The sequence below is a fragment of the Pseudomonas marvdashtae genome (assembly GCF_014268655.2).
In the GTDB taxonomy this organism is placed as follows: domain Bacteria; phylum Pseudomonadota; class Gammaproteobacteria; order Pseudomonadales; family Pseudomonadaceae; genus Aquipseudomonas; species Aquipseudomonas marvdashtae.
The window spans coordinates 2007173-2027142 of sequence record NZ_JABWQX020000001.1 but is presented as its reverse complement, the minus strand read 5'-3'; the positions used below and the strand labels follow the sequence as shown (position 1 = coordinate 2027142).

Genomic DNA, 19970 nt, shown 5'->3' with positions numbered 1-19970 from the left:
CGCCACCAGCCATCGCGGAACATTCCATGACACCCAACGCTGAGTTCTACAAACCCACCGCCGAATACGCCGACAAACTGATCAGCCAGATCGGCCAGACACCCTCTTGGATCGCCAAGCGAATCGGCGTCACCGACAAGCGCATCCGCTACATTCTCGACGGCGAACGCACCGTCAAGGGCGAAACCACGCCGATCCAGATGACCTACACCGAACAGTTCGCCCTCGAATGCCTGGCGGCGGCGGCCAAGGCCAGCAAGAAGCAATCTTCATCCCCGAAGGAGTGATCATGGCGGCAACCGAACAGCAACACGAACGAGCCCTGGAAATCTTTCTCGACCAGCGCCCCGAGCTGCGCGTCGAGCTGGACCATCTCAACCCGCTGCTGGCTCAGGTCAAGGGCGAGACGGCGACGCAATACCGCGCCGAGCGACTGCATGAAGCGTTCGAAGCCGAGGCCGAGCGCCTGGGCCTGTTTGCCTGGGAGTTGACCTTGCAGCTCACCGCTGCCTCGCCCCAGGAATACCAGGCCCAGCGCCTGGAAGTGCACCGGGAAGTGGCGGAGATGGCGGGGATGGAATGGGCGGAGTATTGCGAGCTCAATGGCTTAAAGGCCAAGCACTGACCCCACAATGAGTCTGATCCAGATCCTGTATTGAAGCCTCATAATCGCCCCACCGCCCATAAAGCTTTATCATGGCCGCAGTACTACAGATCGGGTCTGTCATGAAGTTCGCCATCGCGCTGTTTTCCGCCGCCCATGCGCCCTCCTCGCGCCGCGCCTTGCTGTTTGCACAGGCCGCGCTGGCCGGTGGGCATGAGATCGTGCGGCTGTTTTTCTACCAGGACGGCGTCTATAACGCCGCCAACAGCATCGTCACCCCCCAGGATGAGCAAGACCTGCCCCGGCAATGGCAAGCCTTCGTCAGCGACAACCAACTGGATGGCGTCGTGTGCATCGCGGCGGCATTGCGACGTGGCGTGCTCAATAACGAGGAAGCCCAGCGCTACCAGCGTTCGGCGGCCAGCGTCGAGGCACCGTGGGCCTTGTCCGGGCTGGGCCAGTTGCACGATGCAATCCAGGACGCCGACCGCTTGATCTGTTTTGGAGGCGCGTGATGGCCAAGTCTTTATTGCTGATCAGCCGTCAAGCGCCATGGTCCGGCCCTGGCGCCCGGGAAGCGCTGGACGTTGTGCTGGCCGGCGGCGCGTTCGACCTGCCCATCGGCCTGCTGTTTCTCGATGACGGCGTGTTCCAGCTCGTCGCCCGCCAGGACGCCAAGGCCGTCCAGCAAAAGGACCTGAGTGCCAACCTGCAGGCCTTGCCGATGTTCGGTGTCGAAGACCTGTTCCTCTGCGCCGACAGCGCCGCCGAACGCGGCGTTGCCACCGATGCCCTGGCGCTGGGCGAGGTGAAAGTACTGAGCACGCCGGACGTCGCCGCGCTCATTGACCGATACGACCAGGTGATCACCCTCTGATGTCGACTTTGCATGTATTGTCTCATTCGCCCTTCGGCGATAACCGCCTCGCCAGCTGCCTGCGGGTGCTCGGAAGCGAGGACGCGTTGCTGCTGTGCGGCGACGCGACGTATGCGCTGCAACCTGGCACCGTGCCGTTTGAAACGTTGCAGTCCGGCAGCCGCAGGGTGTTCGTACTCGCGGAAGACGCCCAGGCCCGTGCCCTGCCCGTTCCAGACTGGGCCGAAGCCATCGACTACCCGGCCTTTGTTGAGCTGTCGATCCAGCATGACAAGGTCAACAATTGGTTATGAATGCGTTGACCGTGGGCGCGCGCACCCTCGCGCTGGACAAGGACGGCTACCTTGCCGACCGATGCGATTGGTCGGCCGACGTCGCCACGGCCCTGGCCGCCGCCGAAGGCATCGAGCTGAGCCCCGAGCACTGGGAAGTCCTCGAATTGCTGCGGGCCTTCTATGATGAATTCCAGCTCTCCCCCGCGACTCGGCCGCTGATCAAGTACACCGCGCTGAAACTCGGCGTGGACAAGGGCAACAGTCTGCACCTGAATCGATTGTTCAAAGGCACTCCCGCCAAACTCGCCGCCAAGCTGGCGGGCCTGCCCAAACCGACGAATTGCTTATGACCGACTTTCCAGCGCTGACCCTCGAGACCCCGGCCGAACACCCGTTCGCCCAATTTGTGCGCATCCTTGGCAAAGGCAAGCGCGGCGCGCGCAACCTGACCCGCGAAGAAGCCCGCGAAGCCATGGGCATGGTGCTCGATGAGCAAGTCGAAGAGACCCAGCTCGGCGCGTTCCTGATGCTGTTGCGGCACAAGGAAGAGAGCGCCGAGGAAATGGCCGGCTTCACCGAAGCCCTGCGCCAACGCCTGGTGGTTCCGGCCTTGGCGGTTGACCTCGACTGGCCGACCTATGCCGGCAAGAAGCGCCACCTGCCCTGGTATCTGCTGGCGGCCAAATGCCTCGGGCAGAACGGCGTGCGGATCTTCATGCACGGCGGTGGCGCTCACACGGCGGGCAGGCTCTACACCGAACAGCTGCTCGGTTTCTTGAATATTGCGTTGTGCCGCGATTGGCAGCAGGTCGGCATGGCGCTGGACAACGGTGGCCTGGCGTTCATGCCGCTGGTGGACTGGGCCCCGCAAATGCAACGAATGATCGACCTGCGTAATACCTTGGGCCTGCGCTCGCCGATCCACTCCCTGGCACGAATCCTCAACCCGCTGGGTGCGCGTTGCGGCCTGCAAAGCATTTTCCATCCCGGCTACCAGGCTGTGCATCGCAATGCCAGCGGATTACTGGGCGATACCGCCATCGTGATCAAGGGCGACGGCGGCGAGATCGAAATCAACCCGGACGCCGACAGTCATTTGTACGGCACCACCGGCGGCGCCAGTTGGGATGAAGAATGGCCGCGACTGGCCGAGCAGCGCCACGTCAAGCCGGAGACCCTCGACCCCGAGCATTTGAAAGCGATCTGGCGCGGTGACGTCGAGGACAGCTACCCGCAACTGGCGCTGATCGCCACCATGGCCTTGGCCTTGCGCGGCCTGGGGCTGACTCGCGAAGCGGCTTTCGACCGCGCCCGGCAGTATTGGGATGCGCGGGATAGATCGATTTAACCGATCATCAACGCCCAACCTTTGCGCTTTTAGTTCGAACCTATCGGAATAGACTCGTCTCCAAACAGTATTGAGCGAGGACATCGAGATGGGTTTGTTGGTCGAGGGCCGCTGGCAAGACCAGTGGTACGAAAGCAAAGACGGCAGTTTCCAACGTGAGCAGGCGCAACGCCGTCACTGGATCACCGCTGACGGCAAGAACGGTTTTGCCGCCGACGCCGGGCGCTATCACTTGTATGTGTCCCTCGCCTGCCCTTGGGCGCATCGCACGCTGATCTTTCGCAAGCTCAAAGGCCTTGAAGACCTGATCGATGTCTCGGTAGTCAGCTACCTGATGCTGGAAAACGGCTGGACCTTCGACCAGGCTCACGGCTCCACCGGCGACAAACTCGACCATCTGCAATTTCTTCATCAGCGCTATACCGCCGACACGCCGGACTACACCGGTCGCGTCACCGTGCCGGCCCTGTGGGACAAACAGCAACAGCGGATCGTCAACAACGAATCAGCGGAAATCATCCGCATGTTCAACAGCGCTTTCGATGACCTCACCGGCAACGACCTGGACCTTTATCCCGAGCACCTGCGCCGGGAAATCGATGGGTTGAACGAGCGGATCTACCCGGCGGTGAACAACGGCGTCTACCGCGCCGGGTTCGCGACCACCCAGCCCGCTTACGAAGAAGCCTTCGACCAACTCTTTGCCGAACTGGATCGATTGGAAGCCCTGCTTGAAACCCGCCGCTACCTGGCCGGCGAATACCTGACTGAAGCGGATATCCGTTTGTTCACGACGATGATCCGTTTTGACGCGGTGTACTTCGGCCACTTCAAATGCAACCTGCGACGCATTGCCGACTACCCAAACCTGTCGAACTGGCTACGGGAGTTGTACCAGTGGCCTGGGATCGCTGAAACCGTGGATTTCACGCATATCCAGGGTCATTACTACGGCAGCCACAAGACCATCAATCCCAATGGAATCGTGCCCAAGGGGCCGAAGCAGGATTTCACGGTTGCCCATGATCGGGAACGGTTGAGTGGAAAAGGTATTTGGCGCGGGATCGGGAATTGAGAACGGAACGCGGAGCGTCCCAGGCGGCGTTCCCACGCGGAGCGTGGGAACGATCAAATGGGAACGATCAACCGGTTCTTCAGACCTGCCCCTGGGCCCCTTCGAACCACGCCAGTTTCTCGCGCAGTTGCACCACTTCCCCAACGATCACCAGCGTCGGCGCATGGACCTCGTGCTCGGCCACCAGCCGTGGCAAGTCCGCCAGGGTGCCAGTGAAGACCCGCTGGTTTGACGTCGTGCCTTGCTGGATCAGCGCTGCCGGCGTGTTCGCCGCGCGGCCGTGCTTGATCAGCTCCTCGCAAATGACTGGTAGCCCCACCAACCCCATGTAGAACACCAGCGTCTGCGCCGGGGAGACCAGGTCCGCCCATGGCAAGTCGCTGGTGCCGTCCTTGAGATGGCCAGTGATGAAACGCACCGACTGCGCATAGTCGCGATGGGTCAGCGGGATCCCGGCATAGGCCGCGCATCCACTGGCAGCGGTGATGCCTGGGACAACCTGGAACGGAATGCCATGGGCCGCCAGTTCCTCGATTTCTTCGCCGCCGCGGCCGAAGATGAAAGGGTCGCCACCCTTCAACCGAACCACACGCTTGCCTTGCCGGGCCAAATCAACCAATTGCTGGTTGATCTGGTCCTGGGGCACGGCGTGTTCGGAACGGCGCTTGCCGACGTAGATGCGTTCGGCGTCGCGTCGGCACAGCTCAAGGATCGCCGGGGCTACCAGGCGGTCGTAAAGCACGACGTCCGCCTGCTGCATCAGGCGCAAGGCGCGGAAGGTCAGCAGGTCCGGATCGCCCGGCCCGGCACCCACCAGATACACCTCGCCCGCCGCATTTGGTGCCTGGCCGTCAATCTTCTCCCGCAGCAGGCGCTCGGCTTCGGCACCCTGCCCCGCCAATTGACGGTCGGCGATAGGACCTTGGAACACTTCTTCCCAGAAAGCCCGACGCTGCTGCACCTCGGGAAACAAGCCTTTGACCTGATTGCGAAAACGCGCCGCCAGCCCGGCCAGTTGCCCGTAGGTCGACGGAATCCAGGTCTCCAGCTTGGCGCGGATCAGCCTCGCCAACACCGGAGCATCACCACCACTGGACACCGCGATGACCAAGGGCGAACGGTCGACGATCGCCGGAAAGATCACACTGCACAGCGCCGGCGCGTCCACGACGTTGACCGGCACGCAACGCTTGTGAGCATCGGCCGAGACCTGGGCGTTGAGCGGCTCGTCATCGGTGGCGGCGATGACCAGGCCGCAGCCGTCCAGGTCCGCTTCCACGTAACCGCGCAGGATGCACTCACCGCCGCTGCCACTGACCAACTCCCGCAACTGCGGCTCGATGTCGGGTGCGACCACCCGCAGCAACGCGCCGGCATCGGCCAGCAAGCGGGACTTGCGCAAGGCAATCTCCCCGCCGCCAACCACCAGCACGCGGCTGCCGCGCAGGTTGTGGAACAGTGGCAAATAGTCCATTTAGCCGATGACCTCGATGCCGCCCATGTAGGGTTTCAACACCTCGGGCACACGGATCGAACCGTCGGCCTGCTGGTAGTTTTCCAGCACTGCCACCAGGGTACGACCCACCGCCAGGCCGGAGCCATTGAGGGTATGGACCAGTTCCGGCTTGCCGGTTTCCGGGTTGCGGAAACGCGCCTGCATGCGGCGGGCCTGGAAGTCGCCGCAGTTGGAGCACGACGAAATTTCGCGGTATTTGTCCTGGCTCGGGATCCAGACCTCCAGGTCGTAGGTCTTGACCGCGCTGAAGCCCATGTCGCCCGTGCACAGCGCCAGGGTGCGATACGGCAGTTCCAGCAATTGCAGGACCTTCTCGGCGTTGGCGGTCAGGCTTTCCAGGGCTTCCATGGATTTCGACGGCTCGACGACCTGGACCATCTCGACCTTGTCGAACTGGTGCTGGCGGATCATCCCGCGGGTGTCACGGCCAGATGCGCCGGCTTCACTGCGGAAGCACGGCGTGTGAGCGACAAACTTGATCGGCAGTTGCTTGGCGTCGACGATCTCGCCGGCCACGATGTTGGTCAGCGAGACTTCGGCGGTCGGAATCAGGTACAGGTCGGCCTCGCCCTCGCGGCTGATCTTGAACAGGTCTTCCTCGAACTTCGGCAACTGGCCGGTGCCCTGCAACGCAGGCGCCTGGACCAGGTACGGCGTGTAGGCCTCTTCATAGCCGTGCTCGGTGACGTGCAGGTTGATCATGAACTGCGCCAGTGCGCGATGCAGACGGGCGATCGGCCCGCGCAGCAGGGCGAAACGCGCGCCCGACAACTTGGCCGCGGTCTCGAAGTCCAGCCAGCCGAATTTCTCGCCCAGCGCCACGTGGTCCTGTACCGGGAAATCGAAGGTGGTTGGCGTGCCCCAGCGGCGCACTTCGACGTTGCCGTCTTCGTCTTCGCCGAGCGGCACCGATTCGTGAGGCAGGTTCGGGATGCCCAACAGGATCGAATCCAGCTCGCTCTGGATCGCGTCCAGTTCGGTCTTGCCGGCACTCAACTCGCCCGCCATGCGCTCGACATCGGCCATCAGCGGCGCGATGTCTTCACCGCGCTGCTTGGCCTGGCCGATGGATTTGGAGCGCGCGTTACGTTCAGCCTGCAGGGCTTCGGTGCGGGTCTGGACGGTCTTGCGCTGTTCTTCCAGCGCTTCGATGCGCGCGACGTCCAGGGCAAAGCCGCGGGATGCCAGGCGGTCCGCTACGTCCTGGAGGTTGCTACGTAACAGTTTGGAATCGAGCATGTCGGTCTCTCGTTATCAAAGTTTGGTCAAGGACAGGCCGGCCCAGGTGGCGAGCAGCCCGCCGAACACGCTGATGGCCGCGTAGCCCAGGGCCAGCGGCACCTGCCCGCTTTCCAGCAGGCGCACCGTATCCAGTGAGAAGGATGAAAAAGTCGTCAGGCCGCCAAGAAAGCCGACCATCAATCCCGCGCGCACCTCGATGGGCACCTCGGGACGAATCAAAAAAAGGCCGTAAAGAACGCCGATCAGCAGACAGCCCACGATATTAACGGCCAGCGTCGCGGTATAGAAGTGCCGTGGCCAATTTGCATTGATCCAGTTACCCGTGGCGAAACGCAACAGCGTGCCGGCGACGCCACCGGCAGAGACCGCAAGAATCAAGGGGATCAAGGTTTTCTCCGCTGCCGTGGACTCAGTCGGTCCAGCTGTGCCAAATGATTGAGCTTCTCGCCGATCTTCAATTCCAGGCCACGGGGCACCGGTTGATAGAATGACTGGGGCTCGAGTTCTTCGGGAAAATAGTCTTCGCCAGCGGCGTAGGCGTCGGGCTCGTCGTGGGCGTAACGGTATTCTTCGCCATAGCCCAGTTGCTTCATGAGCTTGGTCGGCGCGTTGCGCAGGTGCAACGGGACTTCGAGGGAACCGTGTTCGGTGGCGCTGCGCATCGCCGCCTTGAAGCCCATGTAGACGGCATTGCTTTTCGGCGCGCAGGCCAGATAAGTGATGGCCTGGGCCACGGCGAGCTCGCCTTCCGGACTGCCAAGGCGTTCCTGTACGTCCCAGGCCGCCAGGCACAGGCTCAAGGCCCGCGGATCGGCATTGCCGATGTCTTCGCTGGCCATGCGCACCACGCGTCGGGCCAGGTACAGCGGATCGCAGCCGCCGTCGATCATCCGGGCGAACCAATAAAGAGCGGCGTCGGGGTTGGAGCCGCGTATGGATTTGTGCAGCGCCGAAATCTGGTCATAGAACGCCTCGCCGCCCTTGTCGAAACGGCGTCGGGTATCGCCCAGCAGGCTTTGCAGCAGCTCGACGTCGATCTCGCTGTTGTCTTCGGCGAGGTCCGAGGCGTTTTCCAATAAATTGAGCAGGCGCCGGCCATCGCCGTCGGCGGCGCTGAACAGGATCTGGAAGCCTTCATCGCTGAGGCTGAGCTGACGCTTACCCAGGCCGCGCTCTTCGGTCAACGCGCGATGCACCAGCTTGCGCATCGCTGCCTCATCGAGGCTCTTGAGGACATAGACCCGCGCCCGGGACAACAAGGCGTTGTTGAGTTCGAACGAGGGGTTCTCGGTGGTCGCGCCGATGAAAATCAGCGTGCCGTCTTCGACGTAGGGCAGGAAGGCGTCCTGCTGGGACTTGTTGAAGCGATGCACTTCATCGACAAACAGGATGGTGCGCTTGCCGTATTGGCCGGCTTGCTGCTTGGCGATTTCCACCGCCTGACGGATCTCCTTGACCCCGGCCAGCACCGCCGACACGGTTTCGAAACGCGCGTCCGAGACTTCCGCGAGCAACCGCGCCAACGTGGTCTTGCCCACGCCGGGAGGCCCCCAGAAAATCATCGAGTGCAAGGCCCCCTGTTCCAGGGCCTCACGCAGGGGCTTGCCCCGGGCGAGCACATGCTCCTGACCGACGTACTCATCCAGGTTGGTCGCCCGCAGGCGGGCGGCCAATGGCTGGGCAATCGGGGCGCTTCGAAACAGGTCCATCACTGCTTATGCAACCTCCAGGCGTAGGGTTATTCCTGGATCACGTCGGCACCCTTGGGGATGTCGAACTTGAACTTGGACGGGGCGATCGGCTGATTGGCCTTGACCCCGGTAAACAGGATGTTGGTGCGCTGGCCGACGCTGTCGATCAGTTGCATGTCGTTGACCAGGCCGTTGCGGAACGACAGGCGCAGGCTGTCGAACAGGCTGTCCTTGGTCTTGGGCTTGAGGGTGAAGTCAATCACGCCGCCCGCTTCCTTGGAGGTGATGTCGAAGCTCTGGCTGATCTCGGAGATGTCACCGGAGAGCAGCAGCGCTGGCGTCTGGGTCAGGCGCTGGTCGAGGGTCTTGATCGTCACCTGTTCCAGGTCCGGGTCCCACAGGGAGACTTTCTTGCCATCCGACACCATCAGCTGTTCGGCAGGCGCATCGGTGTGCCAGTAGAACAGGCCCGGACGCTGCAGGGCCATGTCACCCGCCGTTTCCTGCAATTGAGTACCACTGCCATCGAGGGTCAATTGCGAGAAGCGCGCGGTCAGGGTCTGGGAGCCGCCCAACAACTGGGTCAGGCGGGCCACGTCCTTTTCGCCGGCATGGGCCGACAAAGTGGTCACGGCCAATACGGGCAACAGCAGCATGCGAATCAGGCGCATGGGAGTCCTCATGAATTCGTGGGGGGCGAGCGACGTGTCACCACGCCGCCCGGGTCATCAGTCGCGCATCGGGCCCGGCGCCAGTACTTCGCGCGAGCCGTTGGTGTTCATCGCCGTCACCACACCGGCCATTTCCATGGCTTCGATCATGCGTGCGGCGCGGTTGTAACCGATCTTCAGCTTGCGCTGTACGGCGGAAATCGAAGCCCGGCGGCTTTCCAGGACGAACTGCACCGCCTCGTCATAAAGCGCGTCGGTTTCGGCGTCGTCGTCGCCGCCACCGCTGCTGCCTTCAAAACCGCTACCGGCCTCTTCGACACCGGCAAGAATGTCGTCGTTATATTCAGGCGCGCCGCGCAGCTTCCAGGCCTCTACCACGCGGTGCACTTCGTCATCGGAAACAAACGCACCGTGCACGCGGATTGGCAGGCTGGTACCGGGCGGCATATAGAGCATGTCGCCGTGGCCCAGGAGTTGTTCGGCGCCGCCCTGGTCGATGATCGTCCGTGAGTCGATCTTGCTCGACACCTGGAATGCCATGCGCGTCGGAATGTTGGCCTTGATCAGACCGGTGATCACATCCACCGATGGCCGCTGGGTCGCGAGGATCAAGTGGATACCGGCCGCACGGGCCTTCTGGGCGATACGGGCGATCAGCTCTTCGACCTTCTTGCCGACGATCATCATCATGTCGGCGAATTCGTCTACCACAACGACGATGGTCGGCAGCTTGTGCAGCAATGGCGCTTCGTCGTGGATGTTTTCGCGGTGATACAACGGGTCGGTCAACGGCGTACCGGCTTCCTCGGCCTCCTTGACCTTGGCGTTGAAGCCCGACAGGTTGCGCACGCCCATCTTTGCCATCAGCTTGTAGCGGCGCTCCATCTCGGCAACGCTCCAGCGCAGGGCATTGGCCGCGTCCTTCATGTCGGTGACCACTGGGCACAGCAAATGCGGAATGCCCTCGTAGATCGACAATTCGAGCATCTTCGGGTCGATCATGATCAGCTTGGCGTCTTCCGGGCCGGACTTGAACAAGATCGACAGGATCATCGCGTTCACCCCCACCGACTTACCGGAACCGGTGGTACCGGCCACCAGCAGGTGAGGCATTTTCGCCAGGTCGGTGATGACCGGCTTGCCGCCGATGTCGTGGCCCAGGGCCAGGGTGACCGGCGACTTGTGGTTATCGTACTCAGGGGTGGACAGCACTTCGGAGAAACGCACGATCTGGCGGTCTTCGTTGGGAATCTCGATGCCCACGGTGGTCTTGCCGGGAATCACTTCCACGACCCGGACGCTGGTCACGGCCAGGGAACGCGCCAGGTCCTTGGCCAGGTTGGAGATGCGGCTGACTTTCACGCCGGCGGCCGGCTGGATTTCGTAACGGGTAATCACCGGACCTGGATGGATCGAATCCACCGAGACCTCGACCCCGAACTCCTTGAGCTTGATTTCCAGCAGGTGCCCAACGGCCGCCAGGGATTCGGGAGAATAATTGAGTTGTTTCTTCTCGGCAGGGTCCAGGATCGAGATCGGCGGCAAGGTGCCTTCCACCGCGCTGTCGACGAACAGCGGCGCCTGTTTTTCCTTCTGCACGCGCTTGCTTTGCTCGGGCGGCTTGGTCGGGGCCATGGTGATGACCGGCGGCACCTGTTTTTCCCGCTCGGACATGTGTTTGCTCAGGGCCTGCTCGCGTTCGATCAGGCGTTCCTTGACCTTGGCCTGCTCGCGTTTGTCCGGCGTCGTCGGGGCCACCACGTCGTGGACGCGGTCGTCGACTTCACGCAGTTGCGCCACCAGTTGCTTGCGCTCGTTGCGCGCCGTCCACCAGCGGTTCAATGCGCCCTGGATCAACTCGATCAGGTCGAGGGTGATCTTGCCGGTGACGTCCATGACCTTGAACCACGACAGGTCGGTGAACACCGTCAGGCCGAACAGGAACAGGGCGATAAAGAGCAAGGTACTGCCTTGGATATTCAGGGCATTCCTGGCCAGGTCGCCGAGGCTTTCCCCCAGCGCGCCGCCCGCCCCGGCCGGCAAGCCGGTGGGTGCATGGAAATGGATATGGGCCAGCGCGGCACCCGACAGCACGAGGAACACCAGGCCGATCAGGCGCCAGGAGAACAGCCAGCCGCTCCACTGCCACGGCTCATGGCGCTGGCGAAAAATCTGGTAGGTCTTGATCGCCAGCAGCAACGGGAAAATGTAGGCGAAATAGCCCAGCACCATGAACAGGATGTCGGCGCTGTAGGAACCGGCCGGACCGCCAAAATTCTGCACGTCTTCGATCTTGCTGTTATGGCTCCAGCCCGGATCGTCCTTGCCGTAGGTCAGCAAGGCCATCATCAGGAACAGGCACAAGGCACCGATGGCGATCAACGCACCTTCCTTGAGTCGGTAGTGCAATTGTTGGCGCCAGAGCGGAACGACTGTCTTGGGTGCTGCGGTGGATTTCTTCAAAACGCTTCTTTTCCTGCGCCAATGGCGCGTCCATCTGTTGAATGACTATAAAAAACTGCCCATGACGAGCAGGTAAAAAAGTGAATGTGCACAACCGGTACTACTTTTACCACTGTGGCATGCGTCCGGAAAACCGCAGGTGTTGCCGAAGATTTGATCTTTTGCCGCTCCTGCGTTCAAAACTCAAGCATTGTACGGGTTTGTCACGCCCGAGGCATTGCTCGTACGCTCGGCGACAGCATAGCCAGAAACAGGGGTTGATGGGCGCCAATTTGAGCATGCATTCTCTTTTGTGACAAAGGCTTATGAGGTGTTTTTATGAGCGAAGCGAAGCATTCACGCCTGATTATTCTCGGTTCCGGCCCCGCGGGGTACAGCGCAGCTGTCTACGCCGCCCGTGCCAATCTCAAACCCGTCGTCATTACCGGCATGCAGGCCGGTGGCCAGCTCACGACCACGGTGGAAGTCGATAACTGGCCCGGCGACGTCGAGGGCCTGACCGGACCGGTGCTGATGGAGCGCATGCAACGGCACGCCGAGCGCTTCGACACGCAGATCGTCTACGACCATATCCACACCGCCAAGTTGCAGCAGCGTCCGTTCGAACTGGTCGGCGACAGCGGCACCTACACCTGCGACGCGCTGATTATTGCCACCGGTGCCTCGGCTCAATACCTCGGGCTGCCCTCGGAGGAAACCTTCGCCGGCAAAGGCGTTTCAGCCTGCGCGACCTGCGACGGTTTCTTCTATAAGAACCAGGTAGTGGCGGTGATCGGCGGCGGCAATACCGCAGTGGAAGAAGCCTTGTACCTGTCCAACATCGCCAAGGAAGTGCATTTGGTTCACCGACGGGACAAGCTACGCTCGGAAAAAATACTCCAGGACAAACTCTTCGAAAAAGCCGCCAGCGGCAACATCCGGCTGCACTGGAACCAGAACCTCGACGAAGTGCTGGGTGACGCCAGCGGCGTGACCGGCGCGCGCCTGCGGCACAGCGAGACGGGCGAAACCAGCACGCTGTCCTTGGCCGGGGTGTTCATTGCCATCGGACATAAACCCAATACCGACTTGTTCCAAGGCCAGTTGCAGATGCGCGACGGTTACCTGATCGTACGCGGCGGCAGCGAGGGCAATGCCACCGCCACCGACATCGAAGGCGTTTTCGCCGCTGGCGACGTGGCCGATCATGTCTATCGACAAGCCATTACGTCGGCCGGCGCCGGTTGCATGGCCGCACTGGATGCAGAGAAGTATCTCGATGACATTCCGACCGTTTGACGGTTAACCTCTAGGCCGGGCACCGATCCCTTCGGGGCCCGGCCACCCTACCCTTCTGCACGCCCGGATAACGATGCTCACTTGGTTACAACGCAACACATTCGATTTCCCGCCATTGGAAAAGGCCATGCGCGACCCCAACGGCCTGCTGGCTGCCGGCGGGGACCTGTCTGCCGATCGGTTGATCCAGGCCTATCGTCACGGCTGCTTTCCCTGGTTCTCGGAGGGCCAACCAATCCTTTGGTGGTCGCCGGACCCGCGTACGGTGCTGTTTCCCGACGAACTGCACGTCTCGCGCAGCCTGAACAAGCTGTTGCGCAAGCAACGCTATGAAGTGACGTTCGACCGGGATTTCGCCGCTGTCATCAAGGCGTGCGCCGCACCCCGCGATTATGCCGACGGCACTTGGATCACCGACGCCATGCAGACCGCTTATCTGGAATTGCACCAGCGCGGCTTCGCCCACTCGGTGGAAGTCTGGGATCAGGGCGCATTGGTGGGCGGCCTGTACGGCCTGGCGATGGGGCAACTGTTTTTTGGCGAGTCGATGTTCAGCCGGGCCGACAACGCGTCGAAATTCGGCTTCGCAACCCTGGTCCAACATCTCAAGGAAGCGGGTTTCGTGCTGATCGACTGCCAGATGCCCACCGAGCACCTGCACAGCCTGGGTGCGCGATCGATTCCGCGCGCAGCGTTCGCCGGTTACCTGAAGGCCCACCTGGATCAGCCCAACCGTGCCTCCTGGGTTTGCTGAGCGATATTCGCGCTCCTGGCTTACACTTCAATTGAAGTTTATTTCCGAGGGTCGATCATGACTGAGTTGGCGCGCTTGAAGTTCTATGCCACTCAACCCCACTCCTGCAGTTATCTGCCTGAGGAGCAGGCCACGACGCTGTTCCTCGACCCTAGCCAGCCCATGGACGTGCATGTCTACGCAGACTTGTCGGAGATGGGTTTTCGTCGCAGTGGCGATCATCTCTACCGGCCCCATTGCCAGCATTGCAATGCATGCGTCCCCGCGCGCATCCCCGTGGCTCGATTCACGCCCAATCGCCAGCAGAAGCGCATTTTCAAGCGCAACGCCGACCTGCAGGTTCGGCCGGCCAAGCCACAGTTCAGCGAAGAATACTTCGACCTGTACCAGCGTTACATCGAACAGCGCCACGCCGACGGCGACATGTACCCACCCAGCCGTGACCAATTCTCGACCTTCCTGGTACGCGACCTGCCGTTTTCGCGGTTCTATGAGTTTCGCCTCGAAGGCAAGTTGATGGCCATCGCCGTCACCGACCTGCTGCCCAACGGGCTGTCCGCGGTGTATACCTTTTACGAGCCCGACGAAGAAAAACGCAGCCTCGGACGCTACGCAATCCTTTGGCAAATCAACGAATGCCGGCGCCTGGGCCTGGAAGCGGTCTACCTGGGCTACTGGATCAAGAACTGCAAAAAAATGAACTACAAGACCCAATATCGGCCCATTGAATTGCTGATCAACCAGCGGTGGGTTGTCTTGAACTAAGGCAGCTCGCGGGTTCTTGCTCGGTCCCGGCGCCAGCCTCATTGATGAACCTCCCAAGAACCCCTTGGCTTGCCCCCCCTTTTTCGGGCACAATGCACGCCGCTTTTGCCTGGCGCAGTTGCACCGGGCCATTCACTGGATACCGAGGGCTTTACTGCATGTCGAAAGAAGACAGCTTCGAAATGGAAGGCACTGTCGTCGACACCCTGCCCAACACCATGTTTCGTGTGGAGTTGGAAAATGGGCACGTCGTAACCGCGCATATCTCCGGCAAGATGCGCAAGAACTACATTCGTATTCTTACCGGTGACAAAGTGCGCGTCGAGCTGACGCCCTATGACTTGAGCAAAGGGCGCATCACTTACCGCGCTCGCTAACAAGTCAATACAAAACGCCCGGCTCATGTCGGGCGTTTTTGTTTGTGGATCGTTCCCACGCTCCGCGTGGGAATGCAGCCAGGGACGCTCTGCGTCCCAAAAGCCGAACGCGGAGCGTCCGTTGAGGCGCTCCCACGCGGAGCGTGGGACCGATCCCAACACACAGCAAAAAGGCGCCTTTCGGCGCCTTTTGCTTGATACCGCTAACGGTCAGGCCATTTCGGCCGTGGTTTCGAAGTCGAACGTCAGCTCGCCGTCCTTGATGTCGATGTGGACCACACCGCCATGCTCGGCCAGTTCGCCGAAGAGGATTTCCTCGGCCAGCGGACGCTTGATCTTGTCCTGGATCAGGCGAGCCATCGGCCGCGCGCCCATCGTCACGTCGTAACCACCTTCCGCCAGCCAACTACGAGCCGCATCGGTGACTTCCAGCAATACGCGCTTGTCTTCGAGCTGCGCCTGAAGTTCGGTAAGGAACTTGTCCACCACGCTCTTGATGACTTCATGACTGAGGCGACCGAACTGGATAATGGTGTCCAGGCGGTTGCGGAATTCAGGCGTGAAGCTCTTCTTGATCACTTCCATCGCATCGGACGAGTGGTCCTGATGGGTGAAACCGATCGAAGCGCGCGCCGCGGTCTCGGCACCGGCATTCGTGGTCATGATGATGATCACGTTGCGGAAATCCGCCTTGCGCCCGTTGTTATCGGTCAGCGTACCGTGATCCATGACTTGCAGGAGCAAGTTGAAGACTTCCGGATGCGCCTTCTCGATCTCATCGAGCAACAGCACGCAGTGCGGTTGCTTGGTAATCGCCTCGGTCAGCAAGCCGCCCTGGTCGAAACCGACATAACCTGGAGGCGCACCGATCAGACGCGAAACGGTGTGACGCTCCATGTACTCGGACATGTCGAAGCGCACCAGCTCGATGCCCATCGCCTTGGCCAATTGCCGCGCCGCCTCGGTCTTGCCGACACCGGTAGGACCGGCGAACAGGAACGAACCCACCGGTTTGTCCGGCGACTTGAGACCGGCGCGGGACAGCTTGATGGCGGTCGACAGCGAGTCGATGGCCGCATCCTGGCCGAACACCGTCAACTTCAGGTCGCGCTCCAGGTTACGCAGCAATTCCTTGTCGGAACTCGTGACATGTTTTGGCGGAATCCGCGCAATCTTCGCAACGATGTCCTCGACTTGCGGTACTTCGATGCGCTTGACGCGTTTCTCCACCGGCTGCAGGCGCTGGTAGGCGCCCGCCTCGTCGATCACATCGATGGCCTTGTCCGGCATATGCCGGTCATTGATGTAGCGCGAGGCCAGTTCGGCGGCGGCGCGCAGGGCTTCATCGCTGTATTCGATGCCGTGATGCAGCTCGAAGCGGCCCTTGAGCCCGCGCAGGATACCGATGGTGTCTTCCACCGACGGCTCCGACACATCGACCTTCTGGAAGCGCCTCGCCAAGGCACGGTCCTTCTCGAAGATCCCGCGGAACTCCTGGAACGTGGTCGAGCCAATGCAGCGGATATCGCCCGACGACAGCAACGGCTTGAGCAGGTTGGATGCATCCATCACGCCACCCGACGCCGCCCCGGCACCGATAATGGTGTGGATCTCGTCAATGAACAGGATCGCCTGGGGACGCTTCTTCAGCTCGCCGAGCAACGCCTTGAAGCGCTTCTCGAAGTCACCGCGGTATTTGGTACCGGCCAGCAAGGCGCCGAGGTCGAGGGAATACACCACGCTATTGGCGAGCAGGTCCGGCACCTGATTGTCGACGATGCGCTTGGCCAGGCCTTCGGCGATCGCGGTCTTGCCGACGCCCGCCTCGCCCACCAGCAGCGGGTTGTTCTTGCGACGCCGAGCCAGGATCTGCGCGACACGCTCGACTTCCGACTCGCGCCCGACCAGCGGGTCGATACGCCCCTGGCGCGCCAGTTCGTTCAGGTTGCTGGCATAGGCATCCAGCGGATTGCCCGAAGAAGAAGACTCACCGCCCTCGTCGTCCTGCATATCCTGCTCACCCTCGGAATGATCGCCATGCCCCGGCACTTTGGAGATGCCATGGGCGATGTAGTTGACGACATCGATACGTGCAACGCTCTGCTGCTTGAGCAGGAAAACCGCCTGGCTTTCCTGTTCACTGAAGATCGCGACCAGCACGTTGGCTCCGGTCACTTCACGCTTGCCCGAGCTCTGTACATGAAAGACAGCACGTTGCAGGACACGCTGGAAGCCCAGGGTTGGCTGGGTTTCGCGATCCTCATCGTGGACGGGGATCAATGGCGTGGTGGAGTCGATGAACTCCTGCAAATCATGCTTGAGTTTATCGAGGTTTGCGCCGCAGGCACGCAAAACGGTGGCGGCAGCCTCGTTATCCAATAGGGCCAGCAGCAGGTGCTCGACGGTCATGAACTCATGACGCTTCGAACGAGCCTCCTTGAAGGCAAGATTGAGGGTGACTTCGAGCTCGCGGTTTAACATAGCTTCACCTCATACCCAAGTGGTCGGCGTTAACCGTCCTTCTCGATTTCACAGAGTAGCGGATGCTGGCTTTCCCGGGCGTACTGGTTGACCTGCATGGCCTTCGTCTCGGCGATGTCGCGGGTAAACACTCCACATACTGCCCGTCCCTCTGTATGGACGGCCAGCATGACCTTGGTCGCCAGCTCGCGATTCAGGTTAAAAAACACCTCGAGCACTTCGACGACGAAATCCATCGGTGTGTAGTCATCGTTGAACAAAACCACCTTGTACATCGGTGGTGCCTGTAACGCCGGCTTTGCTTCCTGAACAGCAATGCCTGCGGAATCGTCGTCATGTTGATCCGGGCGATCCTGATTGAATGTTAGTCGAATCTGGCTGATTGCATGCATGGAAAGAAAGGTTCGTTTAGTTAGCGAATACAGTGATGGGGCCACTTGCAGGCGATTTCAACCGCTACTGCCCGATCACCTTGACTATCGGGAAATCGGTGTTACAACCAATAGAGCCCACCGTGGGTTAAAAAGGTCCGCGAAGTCAATCCGATTTCCATTGATCGACGGCGGATGATCAGGATGATACTCCGTTGCCGGGGTGTGTTGCAGAGGGAAATTGGTATGTCGGGCACCGGGATGCGATTCAAGGGAAAGGTAAAATGGTTCAACAATGCCAAGGGCTATGGCTTCATCAACGAAGAAAACCAAACCGAAGACCTGTTTGCACATTTTTCGGCGATCCAGATGGACGGTTATAAAACCTTGAAGGCCGGGCAAGCCGTGACATTCGATAAAATCCAGGGACCCAGGGGCGTGCACGCCATTGCCATTGTCCCCGTCGACGTGCAGACCGATGCCGCCCCGGTAGTCGTCCGGACCCGCGTCACCGAAAACCACTGAAGCCCTGCCCCAACGTCATGAAAAATGCCCGGTTCGATCACTCGAACCGGGCATTTTCTTTGTGGCCTGGACGCGCTTACATGTGCGAAATCAGCGCATCGCCGAAGCCAGAAGAAGACACCAGCTTGGCGCCGTCCATCAAGCGTTCGAAGTCATAGGTCACGGTCTTGGCCGAAATCGCGCCGTTGGTGCCCTTGATGATCAGGTCGGCCGCTTCGGTCCAACCCATGTGGCGCAGCATCATCTCCGCCGACAGGATCAGCGAACCCGGGTTGACCTGGTCCTTGCCTGCATACTTGGGCGCGGTGCCGTGGGTGGCTTCGAACATCGCCACGGTGTCTGACAGGTTGGCGCCCGGCGCAATACCGATACCGCCCACTTCCGCCGCCAGGGCGTCGGAGAGGTAGTCACCGTTCAGGTTCAGGGTCGCGATCACGTCGTATTCGGCCGGACGCAGCAGGATCTGCTGCAACATCGCATCGGCGATGGCGTCCTTGACGATGACATTCTTGCCGGTCCTCGGGTTCTTGAACTGCATCCACGGCCCGCCGTCGAGCAGGGTGGCGCCGAATTCCTCGGCTGCTACTTCGTAGGCCCATTCCTTGAAGGCACCTTCGGTGAACTTCATGATGTTGCCTTTATGCACGATGGTCAGCGAATCGCGGTCATTGTCGACAACATATTGCAGGGCTTTGCGCGCCAGGCGCTTGGTGCCCTGCTTGGAAACCGGCTTGACACCGATACCGCAATCTTCGTCGAAGCGGATCTTGGTGACACCCATTTCTTCTTTCAGGAATTTGATGACCTTGGTGGCCTCGGCCGAACCGGCTTTCCATTCGATGCCGGCATAGATATCTTCGGAGTTCTCGCGGAAGATCGTCATGTCCACGTCGCCAGGCTTCTTGACCGGGCTGGGCACGCCTTCGAACCAGCGCACCGGGCGCAGGCAGACATAAAGGTCGAGTTGCTGGCGCAGCGCTACGTTCAGCGAGCGGATACCACCACCGACCGGGGTGGTCAGCGGACCCTTGATGGAAACCACATAGTCTTTGACCGCGTCCAGGGTTTCCTGGGGAAGCCAGGTGTCCTGGTCGTAGACCTGGGTAGCTTTTTCACCCGCGTAGACTTCCATCCAGGAAATCTTGCGCTTGCCGCCATAAGCCTTCTCAACCGCTGCGTCGACGACCTTGATCATGACCGGACTGATATCAACGCCAATGCCATCGCCTTCGATGAAGGGGATGATCGGGTTGTCGGGAACATTAAGAGAATGGTCTGCATTGACGGTGATTTTGTCACCGACGGCCGGAACCTGAATCTTTTGATACCCCATGCTGAACTCCATTGCTTGGATTGAACATCTGGCTGCGTTCGAGCGTACCCCAGTTGTATCGGCACGCAAACCCTACGTTCGGCCCATGCCGGGCAAATTAATCAACTTCGCCGCGTACAAGCCTGAAAACCAAGGGAAAAGCGCCAAACTTGAGCATAGCCCAGCCCTGCGACCTGCGACGTTTAGACCAATGGACGTGTACGGAAGTCTATGAACCGTCGGCAGATCGCCAGCTACCTATGTATAATGCCGCCGCTGACCACAGGGTCACGACGGCTGATGGCTCTATCACGAGACTTTCCGCCTGCTTGAAAGCCGGTCCGT

The 19970-nt window shown here is 60.8% G+C and carries 22 protein-coding genes; 13 read left to right on the top strand and 9 right to left on the bottom strand.

Features of this window, described 5'->3' with window-relative positions; translation table 11 throughout:
- Positions 1 to 26 precede the first annotated feature (26 nt).
- The 8 genes from HU742_RS09315 (at position 27) to HU742_RS09280 (ending at position 4179) form a co-directional block, all read left to right on the top strand.
- Positions 27 to 287, top strand: coding sequence for a hypothetical protein (locus tag HU742_RS09315; RefSeq protein ID WP_109755533.1), 261 nt, complete (start codon positions 27 to 29; stop codon positions 285 to 287).
- Positions 288 to 289: 2 nt separating this feature from the next.
- The gene (locus tag HU742_RS09310) at positions 290 to 625 is read left to right on the top strand and encodes a DUF6388 family protein (protein ID WP_186642293.1); all 336 of its coding nucleotides are present in this window, start codon (positions 290 to 292) and stop codon (positions 623 to 625) included.
- A 101-nt stretch (positions 626 to 726) separates the two neighbouring features.
- Positions 727 to 1119, top strand: a complete 393-nt coding sequence (gene tusD, locus HU742_RS09305) for a sulfurtransferase complex subunit TusD (RefSeq protein WP_186642292.1) — start codon at positions 727 to 729, stop codon at positions 1117 to 1119.
- The gene (gene tusC / locus HU742_RS09300) at positions 1119 to 1481 is read left to right on the top strand and encodes a sulfurtransferase complex subunit TusC (RefSeq protein WP_186637616.1); all 363 of its coding nucleotides are present in this window, start codon (positions 1119 to 1121) and stop codon (positions 1479 to 1481) included. Before tusD ends, tusC begins: the two co-directional genes overlap by 1 nt.
- Complete coding sequence (tusB, locus tag HU742_RS09295; protein ID WP_186642291.1) at positions 1481 to 1774, top strand: sulfurtransferase complex subunit TusB; 294 nt, start codon at positions 1481 to 1483, stop codon at positions 1772 to 1774. Before tusC ends, tusB begins: the two co-directional genes overlap by 1 nt.
- Complete coding sequence (locus HU742_RS09290; protein ID WP_186637621.1) at positions 1771 to 2106, top strand: TusE/DsrC/DsvC family sulfur relay protein; 336 nt, start codon at positions 1771 to 1773, stop codon at positions 2104 to 2106. Before tusB ends, HU742_RS09290 begins: the two co-directional genes overlap by 4 nt.
- A complete protein-coding gene (locus HU742_RS09285; RefSeq protein WP_186642290.1) occupies positions 2103 to 3104 on the top strand; it encodes a glycosyl transferase family protein in 1002 nt (333 codons plus the stop codon). Before HU742_RS09290 ends, HU742_RS09285 begins: the two co-directional genes overlap by 4 nt.
- Before the next feature lie 88 nt (positions 3105 to 3192).
- Positions 3193 to 4179, top strand: a complete 987-nt coding sequence (locus HU742_RS09280) for a glutathione S-transferase family protein (protein WP_186642289.1) — start codon at positions 3193 to 3195, stop codon at positions 4177 to 4179.
- Positions 4180 to 4258: 79 nt separating this feature from the next.
- Here the strand turns inward: HU742_RS09280 and cysG are convergent, their stop codons facing one another.
- Genes cysG through HU742_RS09250 form a run of 6 tightly spaced genes read right to left on the bottom strand, consistent with a single transcriptional unit; the run spans position 4259 to position 11762 of the window.
- Positions 4259 to 5653 (bottom strand): siroheme synthase CysG, encoded by a 1395-nt coding sequence (cysG, locus tag HU742_RS09275; RefSeq protein WP_186642288.1) that lies wholly within the window; start codon positions 5651 to 5653, stop codon positions 4259 to 4261.
- Positions 5654 to 6934 carry a serine--tRNA ligase gene (serS, locus tag HU742_RS09270; protein WP_186637630.1) on the bottom strand — a complete coding sequence of 427 codons (1281 nt, stop codon included), beginning with the start codon at positions 6932 to 6934 and terminating at the stop codon, positions 5654 to 5656.
- A gap of 15 nt (positions 6935 to 6949) precedes the next feature.
- Positions 6950 to 7324, bottom strand: coding sequence for a fluoride efflux transporter CrcB (gene crcB, locus HU742_RS09265; RefSeq protein WP_018608522.1), 375 nt, complete (start codon positions 7322 to 7324; stop codon positions 6950 to 6952).
- A complete protein-coding gene (locus HU742_RS09260) occupies positions 7321 to 8646 on the bottom strand; it encodes a replication-associated recombination protein A (protein WP_186642287.1) in 1326 nt (441 codons plus the stop codon). The genes crcB and HU742_RS09260 overlap by 4 nt, the downstream gene beginning before the upstream one ends.
- A gap of 29 nt (positions 8647 to 8675) precedes the next feature.
- Positions 8676 to 9299, bottom strand: coding sequence for an outer membrane lipoprotein periplasmic chaperone LolA (lolA, locus tag HU742_RS09255; RefSeq protein WP_186637636.1), 624 nt, complete (start codon positions 9297 to 9299; stop codon positions 8676 to 8678).
- Between the two features lie 57 nt (positions 9300 to 9356).
- Positions 9357 to 11762: a DNA translocase FtsK gene (locus HU742_RS09250; protein WP_186642286.1), complete on the bottom strand. Its 2406-nt coding sequence runs from the start codon at positions 11760 to 11762 to the stop codon at positions 9357 to 9359.
- 318 nt (positions 11763 to 12080) lie between these two features.
- Between HU742_RS09250 and trxB the strand changes: the two genes are divergently transcribed.
- The 4 genes from trxB (at position 12081) to infA (ending at position 14936) form a co-directional block, all read left to right on the top strand.
- Positions 12081 to 13040, top strand: a complete 960-nt coding sequence (gene trxB, locus HU742_RS09245) for a thioredoxin-disulfide reductase (protein WP_186642285.1) — start codon at positions 12081 to 12083, stop codon at positions 13038 to 13040.
- Positions 13041 to 13113: 73 nt separating this feature from the next.
- Positions 13114 to 13794 carry a leucyl/phenylalanyl-tRNA--protein transferase gene (gene aat / locus HU742_RS09240; protein WP_186637651.1) on the top strand — a complete coding sequence of 227 codons (681 nt, stop codon included), beginning with the start codon at positions 13114 to 13116 and terminating at the stop codon, positions 13792 to 13794.
- Positions 13795 to 13851: 57 nt separating this feature from the next.
- Complete coding sequence (locus HU742_RS09235) at positions 13852 to 14559, top strand: arginyltransferase (RefSeq protein ID WP_186609286.1); 708 nt, start codon at positions 13852 to 13854, stop codon at positions 14557 to 14559.
- 158 nt (positions 14560 to 14717) lie between these two features.
- Positions 14718 to 14936, top strand: coding sequence for a translation initiation factor IF-1 (infA, locus tag HU742_RS09230; protein WP_002553999.1), 219 nt, complete (start codon positions 14718 to 14720; stop codon positions 14934 to 14936).
- Between the two features lie 210 nt (positions 14937 to 15146).
- On the opposite strand, the gene clpA is transcribed toward infA, so the two are convergent.
- Positions 15147 to 17417, bottom strand: coding sequence for an ATP-dependent Clp protease ATP-binding subunit ClpA (clpA, locus tag HU742_RS09225; protein WP_186637654.1), 2271 nt, complete (start codon positions 17415 to 17417; stop codon positions 15147 to 15149).
- 29 nt (positions 17418 to 17446) lie between these two features.
- Positions 17447 to 17809, bottom strand: coding sequence for an ATP-dependent Clp protease adapter ClpS (clpS, locus tag HU742_RS09220; protein ID WP_053157775.1), 363 nt, complete (start codon positions 17807 to 17809; stop codon positions 17447 to 17449).
- A gap of 225 nt (positions 17810 to 18034) precedes the next feature.
- On the opposite strand from clpS, the gene cspD reads away from it, so the two are divergent.
- On the top strand, positions 18035 to 18313 hold the full coding sequence (gene cspD, locus HU742_RS09215; RefSeq protein WP_272976019.1) for a cold shock domain-containing protein CspD: 279 nt from the start codon (positions 18035 to 18037) through the stop codon (positions 18311 to 18313).
- A 76-nt stretch (positions 18314 to 18389) separates the two neighbouring features.
- On the opposite strand, the gene icd is transcribed toward cspD, so the two are convergent.
- Positions 18390 to 19646: an NADP-dependent isocitrate dehydrogenase gene (icd, locus tag HU742_RS09210; RefSeq protein ID WP_186609296.1), complete on the bottom strand. Its 1257-nt coding sequence runs from the start codon at positions 19644 to 19646 to the stop codon at positions 18390 to 18392.
- Positions 19647 to 19970: the final 324 nt, after the last annotated feature.